The 16,443-nt window shown below is 59.7% G+C and carries 15 protein-coding genes, 1 tRNA gene and 2 pseudogenes; 12 read left to right on the top strand and 6 right to left on the bottom strand.

Features of this window, described 5'->3' with window-relative positions:
* The first annotated feature begins 96 nt into the window (after nucleotides 1-96).
* From FAZ21_RS11410 to FAZ21_RS11385, 6 genes and pseudogenes are all read left to right on the top strand, one after another.
* Complete coding sequence (locus FAZ21_RS11410) at nucleotides 97-723, top strand: DedA family protein (protein WP_136773586.1); 627 nt, start codon at nucleotides 97-99, stop codon at nucleotides 721-723.
* On the top strand, nucleotides 720-1,790 hold the full coding sequence (alr, locus tag FAZ21_RS11405) for an alanine racemase (RefSeq protein ID WP_136773574.1): 1,071 nt from the start codon (nucleotides 720-722) through the stop codon (nucleotides 1,788-1,790). The genes FAZ21_RS11410 and alr overlap by 4 nt, the downstream gene beginning before the upstream one ends.
* Nucleotides 1,791-1,896: 106 nt before the next feature.
* A complete protein-coding gene (locus FAZ21_RS11400) occupies nucleotides 1,897-3,120 on the top strand; it encodes an aspartate kinase (protein ID WP_136773573.1) in 1,224 nt (407 codons plus the stop codon).
* Between the two features lie 165 nt (nucleotides 3,121-3,285).
* A tRNA-Ser gene (locus FAZ21_RS11395) sits at nucleotides 3,286-3,379 on the top strand.
* A 411-nt stretch (nucleotides 3,380-3,790) separates the two neighbouring features.
* Nucleotides 3,791-4,073: pseudogene (locus FAZ21_RS11390) on the top strand (integrase core domain-containing protein); the annotation flags it as partial.
* A 241-nt stretch (nucleotides 4,074-4,314) separates the two neighbouring features.
* Nucleotides 4,315-4,968, top strand: coding sequence for a hypothetical protein (locus tag FAZ21_RS11385; RefSeq protein ID WP_136773571.1), 654 nt, complete (start codon nucleotides 4,315-4,317; stop codon nucleotides 4,966-4,968).
* Nucleotides 4,969-5,319: 351 nt separating this feature from the next.
* Here the strand turns inward: FAZ21_RS11385 and FAZ21_RS11380 are convergent, their stop codons facing one another.
* The 3 genes from FAZ21_RS11380 to FAZ21_RS11370 form a co-directional block, all read right to left on the bottom strand.
* On the bottom strand, nucleotides 5,320-6,924 hold the full coding sequence (locus FAZ21_RS11380) for a methyl-accepting chemotaxis protein (protein ID WP_169307371.1): 1,605 nt from the start codon (nucleotides 6,922-6,924) through the stop codon (nucleotides 5,320-5,322).
* 431 nt (nucleotides 6,925-7,355) lie between these two features.
* A complete protein-coding gene (locus FAZ21_RS11375) occupies nucleotides 7,356-9,647 on the bottom strand; it encodes a nitric-oxide reductase large subunit (RefSeq protein WP_136773569.1) in 2,292 nt (763 codons plus the stop codon).
* Between the two features lie 28 nt (nucleotides 9,648-9,675).
* Nucleotides 9,676-9,990 (bottom strand): hypothetical protein, encoded by a 315-nt coding sequence (locus tag FAZ21_RS11370; protein WP_136773568.1) that lies wholly within the window; start codon nucleotides 9,988-9,990, stop codon nucleotides 9,676-9,678.
* A gap of 422 nt (nucleotides 9,991-10,412) precedes the next feature.
* Here FAZ21_RS11370 and FAZ21_RS11365 point away from each other — a divergent pair, with 422 nt between their 5' ends.
* The 6 genes and pseudogenes from FAZ21_RS11365 (at nucleotide 10,413) to FAZ21_RS11350 (ending at nucleotide 13,782) form a co-directional block, all read left to right on the top strand.
* Nucleotides 10,413-10,994, top strand: a complete 582-nt coding sequence (locus FAZ21_RS11365; protein WP_136773567.1) for an LbetaH domain-containing protein — start codon at nucleotides 10,413-10,415, stop codon at nucleotides 10,992-10,994.
* Between the two features lie 65 nt (nucleotides 10,995-11,059).
* Entirely contained in the window at nucleotides 11,060-11,347 is a 288-nt protein-coding gene (locus tag FAZ21_RS20855; protein ID WP_246038610.1) for a hypothetical protein, read from the top strand.
* Nucleotides 11,335-11,445, top strand: a pseudogene (locus FAZ21_RS21265) (DUF2059 domain-containing protein); the annotation flags it as partial. The gene FAZ21_RS20855 and the pseudogene FAZ21_RS21265, both read left to right, overlap by 13 nt.
* A 6-nt stretch (nucleotides 11,446-11,451) precedes the next feature.
* Nucleotides 11,452-11,586 (top strand): hypothetical protein, encoded by a 135-nt coding sequence (locus FAZ21_RS21080; protein WP_281279761.1) that lies wholly within the window; start codon nucleotides 11,452-11,454, stop codon nucleotides 11,584-11,586.
* 598 nt (nucleotides 11,587-12,184) lie between these two features.
* Entirely contained in the window at nucleotides 12,185-12,586 is a 402-nt protein-coding gene (locus tag FAZ21_RS11355) for a DUF4124 domain-containing protein (RefSeq protein WP_136773565.1), read from the top strand.
* A 458-nt stretch (nucleotides 12,587-13,044) separates the two neighbouring features.
* Complete coding sequence (locus FAZ21_RS11350) at nucleotides 13,045-13,782, top strand: hypothetical protein (RefSeq protein WP_136773564.1); 738 nt, start codon at nucleotides 13,045-13,047, stop codon at nucleotides 13,780-13,782.
* Between the two features lie 304 nt (nucleotides 13,783-14,086).
* Here the strand turns inward: FAZ21_RS11350 and FAZ21_RS11345 are convergent, their stop codons facing one another.
* From FAZ21_RS11345 to FAZ21_RS11335, 3 genes are all read right to left on the bottom strand, one after another.
* Complete coding sequence (locus FAZ21_RS11345) at nucleotides 14,087-14,587, bottom strand: DinB family protein (protein ID WP_136773563.1); 501 nt, start codon at nucleotides 14,585-14,587, stop codon at nucleotides 14,087-14,089.
* A 178-nt stretch (nucleotides 14,588-14,765) separates the two neighbouring features.
* Nucleotides 14,766-15,731 (bottom strand): sensor histidine kinase, encoded by a 966-nt coding sequence (locus tag FAZ21_RS11340; RefSeq protein ID WP_169307369.1) that lies wholly within the window; start codon nucleotides 15,729-15,731, stop codon nucleotides 14,766-14,768.
* 89 nt (nucleotides 15,732-15,820) lie between these two features.
* Nucleotides 15,821-16,441, bottom strand: coding sequence for a CHASE domain-containing protein (locus FAZ21_RS11335; protein WP_136773561.1), 621 nt, complete (start codon nucleotides 16,439-16,441; stop codon nucleotides 15,821-15,823).
* Nucleotides 16,442-16,443: the final 2 nt, after the last annotated feature.

Below are 16,443 nucleotides of genomic sequence, written 5' to 3'. Positions count from 1 at the left end.
CATGCACCAGACTGGATGTAAGTTCCGGGTGTTCGCGGAACGTGCCGTGCTATGATCCCGCATCGCGCAGCCCATCCGCGCCAGGCGTTGTTCCTGATGGATATCCTGCAATACCTCGTCACTTTTTTCACCGACTACGGTTACGTCGCGGTCTTCACCGTCCTGCTGTTCTGCGGCTTTGGCGTCCCCATACCCGAAGACGTCACGCTGGTTGCGGGCGGCATCATTTCCGGGCTGGGCTACGCCAACGTCCACACCATGTTCGCGGTGGGCATGGCTGGGGTGCTGATCGGCGATTCCACCATGTTCTGGCTGGGGCGGCACTACGGCACCCGTGCGCTGAAATGGCGCTGGGTCGCGCATGTCCTCACCCCCGACCGCTACGAAGCGGTGCAGGACAAGTTCGCGCGCTACGGTAACCGCGTACTCTTCATTGCCCGCTTCCTGCCGGGCCTGCGTTCCCCCATCTTCCTGACCGCCGGCATGAGCCAGTGCGTGCCGTACTGGCGCTTCCTGCTGCTCGATGGCCTGGCCGCGCTGGTCAGCGTGCCGGTATGGGTCTACCTGGGGCATTTCGGGGCCGACAATCACGAATGGCTGCTGAAATGGCTCAAGCGTGGCCAGACCGGCATCCTGGTGTTCTCCGCCCTGATCCTGATGGGGGTGGCTGTCTGGTACTGGCGCCGCCGCCGTGAACGTCGTGCCCGCGAGGCCTTGTCGTGAGTCGTCCCATCGAAGCGCTGATCCATGTCGGCGCGATCCGCAGTAATTATTTGAATATCAAATCGCTGGCGCCTACCAGCCGCGCGTTCGCCGTGGTCAAGGCCAATGCCTATGGTCATGGTCTGTTGCGCGTGGCGCAGGCGCTGCACGACGCCGATGGTTTCGCGATCCTGGAGATCGAAGGCGCCATCGCCCTGCGCGAAGCGGGGGTCACGCAGCCCATCCTGCTACTCGAAGGCGTGTTCTCCCACGACGAGCTGATGTTGGCGGCGCGCCATGATCTATGGCTCGCGGTTCACGAGCCGCAGGTGATCGCCTGGCTGGAAACCACGCCACTGGATCGCCCGGTGCACGTGTTCCTCAAGTTGAACAGCGGCATGAACCGACTGGGCTTTCCCGCTGGCGATGCCAAGCAGGTGGCGGCGCGCCTGGGGGCATGCGCCAATGTCGCGGGCATCACCCTGATGACGCACTTTGCCACCGCCGACGACCCGGCGCGCGGCATCGCGGCGCAACTGGCGTGCTTCGATGCCGCAACCGAGGGCCTGGACCTGCGGCATTCGGTGGCCAACTCGGCGGCTTCGATCGCCTATCCGCAAACCCGGCGCGATTGGCTGCGGCCCGGCATCGTGCTGTATGGCTCATCGCCGTTTGCGGCACGCAGCGCGGCCGATCTCGGCCTGCAGGCGGCAATGACGCTACGCTCGAAGATCATCGGCACCCAGCGGGTTCAGGCTGGCGATGCGGTCGGATATGGCGCTACCTTCGTCGCCGATGGGCCGATGACGATCGGCATCGTGGCCTGCGGCTATGCCGACGGTTATCCGCGCCACGCCCCCACCGGTACGCCGGTGCTGGTGGATGGGGTTCGCACCCGCTTGCTGGGGCGCGTATCCATGGACATGCTGGCCGTGGACCTCACTGCGCTGGCCGGGGCCGGCATTGGCTGCTCCGTGGAACTATGGGGCGCAAAGCTGCCCATCGACGAGGTCGCAGCGGCGGCCGGTACGATCGGTTACGAATTAATGTGCGCAATCGCCCCCAGAGTGCCTGTCCTCACGGTCTAACCGCTCGAAAACCCCTGCCGCTTTCTTTACAATGCCCGTTTCGCCGAATCTCGCGGCAAGCGGGCGGCGTATTCAGCATTCGCACTCTCAACCCACAGGTTGCAACATGGCATTGATTGTCCAGAAATACGGCGGCACCTCGGTCGGTTCGCCGGAGCGCATCAAGAACGTGGCCCGTCGCGTGGCCAAGTTCAAGGCGCAAGGGCACGATCTGGTCGTGGTGGTCTCCGCCATGAGCGGCGAAACCAACCGCCTGATCGCGCTCGCCAAGGAAATCCAGGCTAACCCCGACCCGCGCGAGCTGGACGTGGTCATCTCCACCGGTGAACAGGTCACCATCGGCCTGCTGTCCATGGCGCTGAAGGAACTGGGCGTCGATGCCCGCTCCTACACCGGCGCCCAGGTCAAGGTCCTCACCGATTCCACCTTCACCAAGGCCCGCATCCAGTCGATCGACGACGACAACATGCGCGCCGACCTGGCCGTCGGCCGGGTGGTGATCGTTGCCGGCTTCCAGGGCGTCGATGCCGAAGGCAACATCACCACCCTGGGGCGTGGCGGCTCGGATACCTCGGGCGTGGCGCTGGCCGCCGCGCTCAAGGCCGACGAATGCCAGATCTATACCGATGTCGATGGTGTCTATACCACCGACCCGCGCGTCGTGCCCGAGGCCCGCAAGCTCAAGACCATCACCTTCGAGGAAATGCTCGAGATGGCCAGCCTGGGCTCCAAGGTGCTCCAGATTCGCTCGGTGGAGTTTGCCGGCAAATACAACGTGAAATTGCGCGTGCTGTCGTCCTTCCAGGAAGAAGGCGAGGGCACGCTGATTACCTTCGAGGAAGATTCCAACATGGAAAAGCCCGTCGTTTCCGGCATCGCGTTCAACCGTGACGAAGCGCGCATCAATGTGATCGGCGTTCCGGACAAGCCCGGCATCGCCTACCAGATTCTGGGCCCGGTGGCCGACGCCAACATCGACGTGGACATGATCATCCAGAACGTCGGCCAGGACGGCACCACCGACTTCAGCTTCACCGTGCCGAAGAACGACCTCACCCGTACCGTGAAGGTGCTCGAAGGCGTGCAGGCCCACGTCGGCGCGCTGAACATCTCCGGCGACGACAAGATCTGCAAGGTATCCATCGTCGGCGTCGGCATGCGCAGCCATGTGGGCGTGGCCTCCACCATGTTCCGCACGCTGGCCGAGGAAGGCATCAACATCCAGATGATCTCCACCTCCGAAATCAAGATTTCGGTGATCGTGGACGAAAAGTATCTGGAACTCGCCGTGCGCGTGTTGCACAAGGCATTCGGTCTGGATCGCGAGTAATCGCCAGGCTGGAACGGGCTTCGCCGGGTACTGCCCGGCGGCCCGGCATTCCGGTTTTGCCGACCCGGCAGACGCCCGTTTCCCCGCTTGGGGCGCGGGCGTTTTGTTTGGCAGGCTTTTTCGTTGACGCTCCCTGGCCCGCAGGGTAATATCCCGCTTCCTCGCGGAGACGTGGATGAGTGGCTGAAATCACCTCCCTGCTAAGGAGGCATACGGGCTTAAACCTGTATCGAGGGTTCGAATCCCTCCGTCTCCGCCAGGAACCAACAGCAAAGCCCTGATTATTCAGGGCTTTTTTGTTGCTCATGGTTTGCTACCCATGTTTTTACCCATGAGTTGCTTGGCCCGCAGGCTTGCGCTTCACCCTCGGCCTGCCTCGCTTGACCTTTCCTAGCCTCACCATATCCCCTCGCCCAAACGTCCTGAAGCGCTTGGGGCCCTCTGGCACCCCTTGCTGAAGCCAGGGATCGGGCTTCGCCAGATAGCTCAGCACCTTGAGCAACAGGTGCTGCCGTCGCTCCCAGTCATCATGCGCGATCATCCCCACATCCAGCGCCCCATGCCAAGCGGGATGGTGGCTCGGCTTGCTGGCGTTCCAGTAGCTGCCATGTCCGTCAGTGATCACGTCCCGCCAATACTCTCCGATCAAATCCCCATACGTAATGTCACCGGTCGGGCACTGGATGAATGGGCGCATCGCCACGGGGGTGAAGCTGCAATTCATCCGGCCCGGCAAACCGGTGGAAAATGCTTTTATCGAAAGCTTCAACGGCCGGCTACGCGAGGAGTGTCTGAATCAGTCGGTGTTTCACAACCTGATCCACGCCCGGGCCATGATCGAATCCTGGCGGCAGGACTACAATCATGTCCGGCCGCATAGTGTCCTGCAGTACCAGACCCCGATGCAGTATCGGGAAACCCATCAACCCCAACATGAGCAAATCGCTAACTAACTAGTGGTTCACTGGGTGGGGGAAGGTCAATACCCTAGCCAGAGAGGTTAGAGAGATCAGCAAAGAGGTAATTGATGAATGCAAAAAGCAGATAGCCACTCTCGGCACACAAGTGTCGAAAAATGGCTAACAAGTCAATGCAGCCGGCACCGTATCGGTGCGGCTGATTTCCAACGTTATGCCTGTATGACGCAATGCAGCCACATCTTCCACCAAGAGCTCAAATAGAGCACCTACCACAATGAAACGACTAATCACTCTTGCCATTCCTATTTTCTTGACTGCTTGTGCAAGTGCACCGCCGGTAAAATTTTCCGTTAATGATCTTGACAAGTCTCAAATTGTAGCTTTCCAAGACGTTCATCCAGCCGACGAAAACACGCAGGAGGTTTTTAGCTACATCATCACCAGCGAGCGATACGGAATCTACCGGCTGGGTAACATCGCGACGGATCCCAGCGCCATGCGTTTGCTCCAACATCGTATTTATGAGCGCTTCGGGGAAAGCACCCCTACTAGCGTAAAGGTGCACCACTTTGTGGTGTACCAAAACATGCAAGGATCACTTCGCGCTGGAACAATCGGATCAGTGTTTGGAGTCCTCGGCGCAGTTATCGCCTCGTCTGTAGCCAACAACGATCTTGGTGGTTCCGCAGCAGTCATCGATCCAGTGCTCTTTACGAGTACAGCAGGAGACAATGAGTGGAAGCGTGGCATCTCCAGTGTCCAAGAAAATCCCAACAATGGCGCGTCTCTTGTCACTTGGCTTGATGTCGAAATCAATGGCAAACGCGTCTTTGTTCGGAGCGTTTCCCCTCTTAAGGTTCCTGACAGCAGGATACCGTACGTTGTTGCACTTGAATCAACCTACGACTATTTGCTTAAGCAGTTCTAGGCGCAGTACGGCCTAACTGTCGGTCAACGCGGACACCAAGACAGGCCTTGGCTTCGCCATTGTCATGGCCTGTGTTGGTACCCTATGGCCGTGTGCTGATCGAAGCCGACGACGAACCCAATGAACGGGCGCCTCAGCCAGTGGCCTGCGGGCCAGGCGCGTGACTCGCGCCAGGCGCCGACGTGTGCATTCTGGATGATGTGCGGGATACGGCGCGGGCGCACCGGTGGGATGCTGAGACCAGCGCCTTCAGGTGCGCTGCGACCGAGCGGGAGTGGGTTTGCATCCCCGAAGGGGCGCAGACGCGGTGGCAGGCCTTGCCGCCGCGGCATTCGCCCCGCTAAGCCAGGATTAGCCGGCAAGCGCTCTCGATTCGATCACCTGGAATTGATTCAGCCCATCCCGGATCAATGCCAACCCACCTCGCAGGGCGTCCAGCTCGACGGCCAGGCCGGCGACATCATCCCGGTTGCGCAGGGACAGACCGGCCATGTTTTCCATGTTTCGTGCGATGTCCTGGCTGGCCTGGTTCTGCTGCTGCGCCGCAGTGGCGATGTGTTCCGAAAGTTCGACGGTGTGGCTGCTCGATTGCGAGACGCTTTCGAACTGCCTGCCGCTTTCGACGATGCGCCCGGCTCCTTCCTGAACGGCGGCACCCGCGGCTTCGACCGTGTCCACCACTTGCAGGGCCATTTTCTGGATCGCGTTGATCTTGACGCCGATCTCCTGGGTGCTGCTGCCGGTGCGCTCCGCCAGTTTTCTCACTTCATCCGCCACCACGGCGAAACCGCGCCCTTGTTCGCCCGCGCGGGCCGCTTCGATGGCGGCATTGAGCGCCAATAGATTGGTCTGATCGGAGATTTCCTTGATGGTGATTGCGATATCTCCGATTTGCGCCACTGCCTGGTGCAGTTTCGATAACTGGACGGTGGATTCACCCACGGTCTGGATAATCGTCTGCATTGCATCCTCGCCGTATTTCATTGCAATACGGCCTTCCGATACCTGCGTCAGCGACGCGGAGGCTGCTGCGGAGGTGGCCGCCGCATTGCCGGCCACTTCTGCAATGGTCTGGGAAAATTGTTCCGTCGATGCCGCGGTACTGGATATCTGGCCGTATTGCTCATGAATCTGGCCATTGATGCTGGCGCTACGTTGCGCCGCCTGCTCGATATTGGTCAGCGCGCTTTTGATGGCGCTTTGATTATGATCAATGCTGACGAGCCAGCGCATTTGCAGAACAGTCAATTGATTCTGCAAAAATCCGGCTTCGTCCGGCTTGACGATGGCAATTCGCTCGGAAAGATTGCCTTCCGCCAACTGGCCCACCTGGTGGTGCAATCGGGTCAGTGGTCCGAATATCCGGTAACGCAATAGCGCCATGCTTGCCAGCAAACCCGCAAGACAAATCACCAGGCATAGCCACCGCCATGCAGAAGACCCGAGCGGCATTGCCGCGAGGAAAGCCAAAAAGGCCAGTATCTGCAACCCGAAGAAGGCGCTTTGTACCTGAACGCCGTGTTTACGCACGGCCGCCGTGGTTTTTCGCGAGCCGGCCAGTTGCGCATACAGCCGGGAGGCATCGCTGATGGCATCGCGCGAGGCGCTGCGGCGCACGCTCATGTAGCCGGTGGTAACGCCATTGCGCTGGATGGGGCAGATCTGGGCGTCGACCCAGTAGCAATCGCCGGATTTGGCCCGGTTCTTGACGATGCCACGCCAAGGCAATCCGGATTTGAGGGTGGCCCACAATTCATCGAAAACGACTTCCGGCATATCCGGATGGCGCACCAGATTATGGGATTTTCCGATGAGCTCACTGCGTTCGAAGCCGGAAATCTTGACGAATGCGTCGTTGGCATCGGTGATGATGCCTTTCAGATCGGTCTGGGAAACGAGATAAATATCTTTGGGAACATGGATCTCGTGATGGGTGACGGGCTGGTTATTGCGCATCATCTCTCCTGGCCGATTCGCGAAATCGCATGGCTGTAAGAGACTAACTTACGGCTGGAATTTTCGCACCTTCCCTGCTGGTATCTTTTTGTATCGCCATTACATACAGTTTTGTCTGAATAAAAATGAACACTTTGCATGATTGGCCATCGAGCACCATACGGTGCGCCTTATCAATTGGGGTGGCCCGGAAAAGCCGCTTTGTCACAATCAATACATGATCAATTTATCGATTTTTTCGATTTTATTTGCGGAAATTTATTGATTGCCGGGCGCACGATTGAACCCTGGCCGATCCGATCGGTGTCCGGATCGGTATCACCCCGATCGGCACCATGTACCAATCGCCAAGGCGCCGCAGGGCGCCTTGGCGGTCAGCTTGCTTGGTATTTCGCGTGGGGCACGCTGACGGCGCGCCCCTCGGATCGGCATCAGGCCCCTTGCCGCGCCATCGCGGTGGGTACCCGTTCCGGAATCACCGTGGATGGCGTGTTCCAGAGCCCTCGTACCACCTGGGCCGCGAACAGCACGGCACCGCCGATGAACACTAGATCACCCCCCGTACGCACCCAGCGTAGCGTCTGGAGCAATGGCTGCTGCATGAATACTTCGCTGCGTGCATACCACAGTCCTTCGCGTACGCTGGCCAGGAACTGGATGATGCCGATCGGCAACAGGCTGGTGGCGATCATCAGCACCAGGCCGATGTTGAGCGACCAGAACGCCGTCGCCATCCAGCGATTGTCGAGCGCGAAGTTGGGGCGCACATAGCGCAGCACCAGTAGCGTGAACCCCAGCGCCAGGAAGCCATACACCCCGAACAGCGCCGCGTGGGCGTGGACCGGCGTCGTGTTCAGCCCCTGCACGTAGTAGAGCGAGATCGGGGGATTGATCATGAAGCCGAACACCCCCGCCCCCAGCATGTTCCAGAACGCCACGGCGACGAAGCACATCAGCGGCCAGCGCAGCTGCGCCATCCATGGGGCGCGATGATTGAGCCGCCAGTTTTCCCAGGCTTCGTGGCCGAGCACGATCAGCGGCACCACTTCCAGCGCGCTGAAGCTGGCGCCGACCGCCATCACCGGCGTGGTGGTGCCGGCGAAGTACAGGTGGTGGAAAGTGCCGGGAATGCCGCCCAGCATGAACAGCGATGCCGAAGCCAGGCTGGCCGCCGTGGCCATCGGCCGCGAGACCAGGCCCATGGTGGCGAAGATGAAGGCGAGCGCCGTGGTGGCGAATACTTCGAAGAAGCCTTCCACCCACAGGTGGACGATCCACCAGCGCCAGTACTCCATGATCGACAGACTGGTACGCTCGCCGTAGAAGAAGCCGGCGCCGTAGAACAGGCCGATTGCCACCACCGACGCGGTGAGCAGCGCCAGCAGGTTCTTGTCGCCACCTGGCTGGCGCAGCGCCGGCACGATGCCGCGCAACATCAGCCCCAGCCACAGCAGCAGACCGATGAATTTGGCGATCTGCCACAGCCGGCCCAGGTCGACGTATTCATACCCCTGGTGGCCCAACCAGAAATTCAGTTCGGCCGGCATGATCTGGCGGATGGCCAGGTAGTTGCCGATGAACGAGCCGACCACCACCAGCACCAGGGCCCAGAACAGTACATCGACCCCCAGCTTCTGGTATTTCGGGTCGCGCCCGCCATTGATCAACGGCACCAGGAATAGCCCGGCGGCAAGAAAGCCGGTGGCGATCCAGAACAATGCGCTCTGGATGTGCCAGGTACGGGTGAGGGCGTAGGGGAACCACTGCGATACGTCGATCCCATAGAACTGCTGGCCTTCCACCGTGTAGTGCGCGGTAAAGCCACCCAGCAGGACCTGGAACACGAACAGTGCCACCACCAGAAACAGATATTTGCCGAGCGCGCGCTGCGATGGCGTGAGTGGCACGGCAGCGAGCGGATCGCTGGCCGGCGCGGCTTCTTCCGCCTCATCCTGCCGCCGCAGGAACGACCAGCCCCAGACCAGGAAGCCGATGCCGGCGAGGAGCACCACCACGCTGACGATGGACCACACCACGTTTTCCGCGCTGGGCTGGTTGCCGATCAAGGGCTCATGCGGCCAGTTGTTGGTATAGGTGACATCCTGGCCCGGTCGCGCGGTGGCGGCGGCCCAGGCGGTCCAGAAGAAGAAGCGGGTCAGCGCAACCCGGCGCTCGGCGCTGGGCAGGGTGTTTTCCTTCATCGCAAAGTTCTGGCGGCTGCGCTGGAACGACGGTGTATCGGAAAACAACTGGTCGTAGTAGGCCGCGGTCTGCTGCATGGCTGCGGCGCGCCGGGGCGATACCACCAGCGTTCCGGTGGCGGGGTCGGTGCGGTTGCCGCGATATTCCTGCTGCAATGCGGCGCGCAATGCCGCCTGCCGCGGCGCATCGAGCGCGGCATAAGGCTGGCCGTGGGTCTGTTGCGCCGCCAGATCCAGCCAGGCGCCGAGTTCGCGATGCAGCCAGTCCGCGGTCCAGTCGGGCGCCTGGTAGGCGCCGTGTCCCCAGATGGAGCCGAGCTGCATGCCGCCTACCGACTGCCAGGCCGTCTGGCCGTCGAGGATGTCGTCGGCGGTGAACAGAACCGGGCCGTTCTGCACTTGTACCTGCTGTGGAATGGGAGGCGCGTGGCGATAGACCTCACGGCCAAAATAGCCGAGCAGGCCGAACATCACGGCCACGACGGCGATGAGGATGAACCAGTGTTTACGATAGGGACCCATGGCGTTGTCTCGTCGGAATGGGCAGCGGTCAGGCCTGCGGGTTGGTAAAGAACAGCATGTTGTTTTTCAGGTGGAGGTACGGCATTGGCATTGGCATTGGCGTTGGTGGGGGCGGTGTGCCGCCATCGGGCACGCGCGGGCTCTTGTGGGCGCCCAGGGAGGTCATCGAATCACCGGTCCCTTGCTTCGCCATCGCGCTGCGTAAGACCACATCGGGATCGCGAAGCCAGGCTTCGCCGGGCAAGGTGCCGCAGCGAAAATCGGGCCGGTGACGAGAAGCGGGCGCCGTGGCGATATCGGTGTCGCAGGCAGTCCGCCTCGTGTGGCGGTCCGGCAGGTTCATCGTGGTCTCCTTGGTTGAGATTACCTTTGAGCAACACCCATGCCATCGCTGCAAGCCAGCAAATCCACGCCTTAACGTTACCTTCGGGTGAAAATGACCTTGGTTGGGAAAGGTATATTTCACCTTTTGGGGTGACAATTACCATGGGTGGCCGAGGCGATCCGGAGTGCTCGAATGCGCCATGGCGCCGGAAGAAGGGGCCGCAGGCTCAACCCTCAGCGCATGTCACGCCAACGCCGTTGCGGCACCCAGGTGAACCGTATCGCGCCTTCACCGACGGCCAGTGGGTTCCAGCGGGCCAGAGGTTGGCTGTCGCCAGGCCGAAACGGATATTTTGTAGCCTTGGCAAGGATGATCTGGCCATTTCATGCATCTTGCGATGGCCGATAGAATGGCCGACCCACGATAACCCGGAGACACGGATGACCCCCTGGAATGCCTTGAAGGCCGACACCCACCGCCAGTACGGGCGATTCAGCATCGGCTGCCTGCTGAAGGGATTCGTTTCGCGTCGCAATTTCCGCGTCGTGGTCACGATGCGGCTGTGCCAGGGCGTGGCGGCCGGGAAGGGGATGGCCCGGATCACTTTGCCGGTCTTCAAACTGCTGCACCGCTGGGCCACCCACAGCGCCGCCATGGATTTCCCCTGGCGCACCGATGCCGGTGGCGGGTTGGCCCTGACGCATGGCTGGGGGCTGGTGATCAATCAGGGGGCACGGATCGGTAACAACGTCACGCTGTTTCACGGCGTGACGCTGGGCCGTCGCGACCGCATCGCGCGCGATGGCGAGCGGGTAACTGGTTTTCCGGTGCTGGAGGACGAAGTCTGGGTCGGGCCGAACGCCATCATCGTCGGGGGCGTCACCATCGGTCGGGGTAGCCGGATCGGTGGCGGCGCTTTTATCACCGACGATATCCCGCCTTATTCGGTAGTGGCTGGCAACCCCGCCGCCATCGTACGCAACCAGTGCACGCCCGACGTGATGAACGCGGCGCCGCTCTGATCCCGCAATCCGGACAGCGTTCCGGCTATGCTTATCGGTCCGGTCCCTCTTCCTGGTGGATTCCCATGAAAAAAAGCCTCCTTGCAACTGCCCTGTTGGTGTTGTCCACCGCATGCATTGCCGCGCCGCCCAGCGAGCGCTCGGTGGAAGAACTGCTTGCCGTGACGAAGTCGGAGCAATTGCTGAAAGGGGCGCTGGCCCAGGTGGACGGCACCATGCGCAGCGCATTCGATGCGGGCATCGATGCCCAGAACCTGAATCCCGAGGAAAAGGAAAAAGCCACCCGGCTGTTCGTGTCACTGGAGCCGAAGCTGCACCAGATCATGAGCGAGTTCCTCACCTGGGACCACTGAAGCCGGACTATATCAAGCTGTATCGCGACACCTTCACCCAGGAGGAAATCGACGGTCTGATCGCCTTCTACAAGACCCCGGCGGGACAGGCGCTGGTCGACAAGATGCCGCTGGTGTTGCAGAACATCTCGGGGATACTGCAAAGCCGGCTGGTGCCGATGATGGGCAAGGTGGCAACGGTGGTGAGAGAGGCGACCGAGGAGTTCAATGCCCAGCAGCAGACCGAGGAAGCGCAGTAACAGGACATAAGGGGCGACCTGAGGATGAATCGACCTTCAACGTTGCCCCTACCGAAGCACCTGCGTGGACTGACGGAAATCGCTGGCGCGCATCACGAAACCGTGGGCGGCCGGGGCTATCCGCGGCGCTGAAGCGCGATGAGATGAGCTGGAGTGCATGCATGATGGCCATTGCCGACCTCTTCGAGGTCCTGACCGCCTGGGATCGGCCCTGCAAAGCACCCAAGACGCGGCACGCAGCCCTGAAGATCATGGAGTCCTTGAAGCGGGACAATCATTGACCCGCATCTATTCGATGCTTTTTCTTTCGGCCGACATTCCCCGGCGCTACGCTGCGACTTGTTTGAAGCCCGAGCAAAACGATCTGATGTGAATGACTGCGCATGTTCCATCTGCATCGCTGCCCGCCACCTCGGTGGCATCGGCGTGGTGAAATCCAGCACGGCGCATTCCCGCTGAACACCTGGACGCGTTGCAAAACATTGGTCGCATCATCGCCGTCAGTGGGGGGGATGGAGTAGGGCCCAACTTCGCTTGCTTGGCCTGGCAATTGCATTCGGGAGTAGCATTTATACCTGACTAATAAAGACAGGTTATCATGCGCACCGTTTTCATTCTGGCTATGCTGGCGTTAAGCCCCTGTGCCCACGCTGTTTTCAAATGCACCGATACCGAAGGAAAAATAACTTTCAGCGATCTGCCATGCGCAGCCCCTGGCGGGGTTGGTGGCACGCAGGAGCAAGTGAAGGCCAAGGCGCCTCCCGTCGATATCGACAACGCGGTACGCCTGAAAATGGAGACGGATCAGTACAATATCCAGCGTCTCTACGCCGATGCGGCCGAGCGGGGCCTGGTGTTGAAGGGCATGAGCCCAAGCCATGTGCGGCGTGCCTTCGGGGCCCCGGATCACATCAACGACAATGGTGGCCACGTCCAGTGGGTATATGAGTCCTCCGGCGGCAACACTTACGTCTATTTCCGGAACAACGTGGTGCATTGACCTAAACGCGTCGCTGCCGGATCACATCCAGCAGCGTTCCCGCCATGTGCAGGTACTCTGCGCGAAATGCGCATCCCCAGCGCGAATCAGGCGGTAAGTGGCGAGATGAGCCTTGCTGTCTTACCGCTGTTGACGTGGGTTGTGCGCACGTAGGCTGCCGCCCACGACATCGGGCGCTCCAGGTGGTATGCAGCCGTGGGCGGCTTCGGCTTGATGGCCATCCAGCAGATCCGCGAAATCCTCGAATAGCCACCGCGTCCGTTCCAGCATGCGCAGCAGATCCATTGTCTTGAATACAGGTTGGCGCTGTCGCATTTATGCACAGGAAGTGTACATTGTCATAACTTACTGTATTATTTCTATCGCGCAACAGCTTGCGAAATATTGGTGCGTGCTTATCAGATTTTAGAATTCAATTCGCATTGAACGCCAACTAATTTAGAAGAAAGAACGAATATATGAAAATCAAAAGTATCATACTATCCTTTTTGTTGTTTTCTTCTGCCGCATTTGCCGCGCCGGATATATCTGGAATTAAAATAGGTGACCCATACTCTGCAAACGCCTTGAAAGGCAAGCTTAAAGCAGTAAATAGTGCCTATGCCATTATTGAAGTCAAAGGCAATGATGGCAAGCTGCAATACATGTATGCCACAAACAATCAAAAAGAACGCAAGCCATCTGATGAGTTTTTTATTTTTGTTACTGACAAAAACACCATCTGGGGTGTGGTGCGCAATCAAAGACCAAAGGAAGGCAACCAAGTTTCTTTCAAAAATCTGATCGCGGCGTTGAAAGAAAAATATGGAGCTGCTGGAACGCTTGACGACTCCAAGGGAAACAATGGAAGCTACGAGAATCGGCTTCATATGTCTTGGGAATATTCAAAGAGCGGTCTGACAAAAACCTCGAATGAGTGTTCTTCTGAAAAATATTCATATACGGCCGTGGAAGTTGCGCCAACAAAATTTGGCGACAAGTGCAGCTACTTCATTAAAGTGGACGCTGCAGGCCACGACATTCTGAAAAATCGTCGAAGCGTGGACGAATACAATATGCAGTTGACTAGCTCACTTGACGTTGCGATTTTTGACATCGCCACCATGTACAGTCAGCTTACCGGGGAAAGTGAAAAGAAAGCGGCTCTGGAGCAACAAAAGAAAGACAAACAAGCCAATAACAAACCCAGCCTGTAACAAGAAAAGTCATTGGTCGGGATATTACTTTAGATCGATCAAAAAGCTGGCGTGCCGATCAGAGTGACGGTGCGCCAGCTTTTCTTGTCAAGTTTTGATTCCTTGGCCCGCCTATGCTCGGCGAACCCAAAACAGGCATCCACCCTGCAACACGCCAGAATTGAGGGAGACGGCCACGAAGGGCTTTCGGGCAGCGTGATCGACGACCGCCCCAGGAATTCGCGCGGCTCGATCCCACCTCCGGGGAAGCCATGAAACGCGGCCCGCAAGCGGTGCGCGAGGTAATCAATGTTCGCGGCCGGAGTCAGGCCTTTCTGCGCGTGGGTTCGCTGGTATGCAGAAACTTGGTGTAGATATCGCGAGGGGGAGCAACCGCGATTGGCTTAAGCACCTGGCCTACATTGCCCCGGTGATATCCGCCGTGAGTAATGACGTGCAGCAGGATCTCTTCCCGGCTCATTCGCCCTGTGTCGCCGTCGGTGAATGTGAAAGTCAATACTTCAGATAGCGCCGGCCCGGTAAGCGTGGCCACATAGCTTGCGTACCAGGCATCTGTTGTCTCGACATCGCTGCGTAGTTGGCTGAGGGACGGCGTGTCCTGGGTGTTGGTGGCGTCGAATGGGCAACTTTCGTCGCTCAGATGCGCACGGAAGATCCGATCAACAACGTAAATGTGGTTCAGCGTACGGATGCAGACGTGAAGTTGCTCGGCATGAGTTGGCGATAGTGTTGCCAGTAGCTCGAACAACTCCCGATTGGCCCACGCTTTGTAGGCAAAAAGCGATTGCAGCGTAGTGAACGACATGACACTTCCTCTGGATAGGGGGCTGACGTTGGAATTGATCTGACAGATTCCAGCATCAGCTTAGCGTAAAGCACCGCATGGCCACCGTGCCTCGGCTACCCAACGGCATTGCATTCAACAGAGGAACCGGCTTGGCCCGCTAAAGCAGCGAGCGGGCGCTTCCCTCGAATGTCCCGAGTCAGGCCAGTTGGCTTGTTCGATCCACCAGCGTGGTCGGCAACGTCAGTATGAATACGCTGCCGCGTGGCGTATTCCTGCCAGCCGTTAGCGTCGCGGCGTTGGCCTCGGCGAGGAACCGGCTCAGGCGCAAGCCCATGCCGGTGCCATCTTCCTTGCTGGTCCGGTGGGCTTCAAAGAGTGTGGCCATGATCGTGTCGCTGATGCCGGGCCCATTGTCCCGGACTTCAATCTGTAGCCGGTCCTGCTCGGGGTGGCAGATGAGGCCGACCCATGCACCCGGCTGGCCCTGGGTAGCCTGGATGGCGTTGCGGATAAGGTTGAGCAGGATCAGTTCGACATCCATGGCGGCAACCAGCAGCGCATGGTCCGGCACTGCCTGTACTTCCAGCGTGACGCCCGCCTGTTGCGCCTCGCCATGGGCAAGGGCGAGGACATGCCCCAACAGCGTATGCAACCGGATCTGTTGCCGAGGCTGAGCGCTGTCCTTTTCGCGTTTCACCGCCGCCTGAACCCGGGCAATGATGCTTTGCGCGCGCTCGGCCTGGGTGGCTGATTTTTCCAGGATCGTTTGCAACTCGCCGGCCTCGAGCCGCTGGTGGTGCAGCTTGCGCTGGCAACCATCGAGGTAGGCGAGGATGGCGGCCAGCGGCTGGCGCAGTTCGTGCGCGATGGCCGAGGACATTTCACCCAGGGTGATCACCCGCGAATAGTGCGCCAGTTCGAGACGGTGTTCGGCCAGCCGGCGTTCCAGCTTTTGCCGCACCAGCAGGAACACCAGTACCGAGAGCGCTATCCCGGCCAGGAGCACGGCGCTACTCAGCCAGCGCTGGCGTTGCCAATGCTCGGGCTGGCTGCTGATGGTCAGCGGCAGTTCATGTCCCGCAAAGGGCAATGAGTGGTGTTGCGTCCAGGTTGCGGCATCGGTCGGACCCGGCTGGCTGTCGAAGAGCGGGATACGGCGCATGGCTTCTCCCGCGGCCTGCGCTGGCGCATCCATGAACAATTGCAGCCGCAATTGCCGATGGATTGCACTCCCCATGGCTTCATGAAATATCACGGGATATCGAACCAGGCCCCGACGGTGCCCAGATAGGCCCGTTGTCGCTCGGCCGCCGTTTCGAGACGCGCTCCCGCGCGATACACTGGCAGCCGTAACGCCAGCCCAGGATTGCTCGATTCGCCAGGGCCACGCACGGTGGCCATGCGGCCAAAACGATTGATGCTGGGATTCCCGTTGAGCAATTGCAGCGTGATTGTTGCGTTGGCGGTGGACTGCTGACCATTCGGTGTAAATGCATTCAGCGGTGGGTGATAGACCGGTTGCGTCTGATCGCTGGTCCCGGTTGATGCCGCCAGATAGTCGAGCAACGTGATGCCGGGCAGACGATTGGTGCCAACTGTGTCTGAATGCTGGATCTGGGCCAGAAAACGCTCGGCTTCCTGCTGTGAAACCAGTCCATACGTGTTGTAGAGGCCTTGCAGACTGGATAGCACCGCCTGATAGTCTTGCAGGCGCCGTGCGATGGCTGTTTTTGCCAGTTGGCCCGACTCGTCGAAAGCGGCTTTGGCGTCACGGTCGAGCTGGCGCCCGATTTGCCAGGCGCCGAGCGCGGATAACACGATGCCCAATATCAGCAGCGCCCAGGAAATGGGAACGACCTGCCAGCGTTTCACGG

The sequence above is a fragment of the Chitiniphilus eburneus genome, from assembly GCF_005048205.1.
Classification (GTDB): Bacteria; Pseudomonadota; Gammaproteobacteria; order Burkholderiales; family Chitinibacteraceae; genus Chitiniphilus; species Chitiniphilus eburneus.
Note: the sequence above shows the minus strand (reverse complement) of the source record. Positions and strands in the feature narration are given on the sequence as shown.